Raw genomic sequence first — 1,275 nt, forward strand, 5'->3', positions numbered from 1 at the left:
GCGCTGCTCAGCCTGATCCTGTTGACCATCGCGCTGGCCACCCCCACCCACGACATGCGTATCCCCCGCAACCGGGCTGTCGTCGTGCTGGTCATCGACATGTCGCAGTCGATGCGGGCGACCGACGTCCCGCCGAACCGGCTCAAGGCCGCCGAGGAGGCGGCCGGCCAGTTCGCCAGTCAGCTCACGCCGGGCATCAACCTGGGCCTGGTCGGCTTCGCCGGCACGCCATACCTGCTGGTGTCGCCCACCCCGCAGCACCAGGCGACGATCGACGCGCTCAAGAAGCTCGACTTTGCCGACAGCACGGCCACCAAGACCGCGACGGGTGAGGGCCTGTTCACCGCCCTGCACGCGATCGCGACGGTGGGCTCGGTGATGGGCGGCGGCGACGGCCCGCCGCCGGCGCGCATCGTGCTGGAGTCCGACGGCGCGGAGAACGTGCCGCTGGACGCCAACGCCCCGCAGGGGGCGTTCACCGCCGCCCGGGCCGCCAAGGCCGCGGGCGTGCAGATCTCGACCATCTCCTTCGGGACGCCGTACGGCACCGTCGAGTACGAGGGCGCCACCATCCCGGTTCCCGTCGACGATCAGACGCTGCAGAAGATCTGCGAGATCACCGACGGCCAGGCGTTCCACGCCGACAGCCTGGAGTCGCTGAAGAACGTCTACTCGACCCTGCAGCGCCAGATCGGGTACGAGACCGTCAAGGGCGACGCCAGCCTGGCGTGGATGCTGCTGGGGGCGGTCGCGTTGGCCGGCGCGATCCTGGCCGGCCTGTTCCTGAACCGCCGGCTGCCGTCCTGACGATCAGACCGGCAGCCGCCGGTTGATCAGCAGCGCCAGCGCCGTCGCGATCAAGGCGGTGATCACGCCCAGGCGCAGCCACCCGGCGCTGCCCGGCCCGGCCACGGTGCGATAGCCGATGTCCTTCTCGATGGCGTTGTAGCTCTTGTTGAGCTCGGCGATGTTGCTGGCGGTGTAGGACTGCCCGCCGGACAGCTTGGCGATCGTCTTCATCTGGTCCGTCGAAACCGGGACGGCCACGCGCTGCCCGTCCATCTCGATCTCGCCGGTCTTGGTGCCGAACGAGATCGTCGAGATGGGCACCCCCTCGTCCCGGGCCAGCCGCGCCGCCGTGTAGACCCCGTCGTGCGGGTCGCTGGGATTGGACGGCTTGTTCTCCCCGCCGTCGGACAGCAGCACGATGCGGGCCGGGGGCGGGGTGTCGCCACCCGTGATGGCCAGGGCGCTCACCGCGTGCAGGGCGGTGAA

General features: G+C 70.4%; 1 protein-coding gene and 1 pseudogene. One reads left to right on the plus strand and one right to left on the minus strand.

All coding sequences use genetic code 11. The features are described from left to right. Positions 1-807: VWA domain-containing protein (locus A5691_RS05100; RefSeq protein WP_068266453.1), on the plus strand; the 807-nt coding region annotated here is incomplete at its 5' end. A 3-nt stretch (positions 808-810) separates the two neighbouring features. On the opposite strand, the pseudogene A5691_RS05105 reads toward A5691_RS05100, so the two are convergent. After that, a pseudogene (locus A5691_RS05105) lies at positions 811-1,275 on the minus strand (hypothetical protein); the annotation flags it as partial.

This window comes from Mycobacterium sp. E183, from assembly GCF_001667735.1.
Classification (GTDB): Bacteria; Actinomycetota; Actinomycetes; order Mycobacteriales; family Mycobacteriaceae; genus Mycobacterium.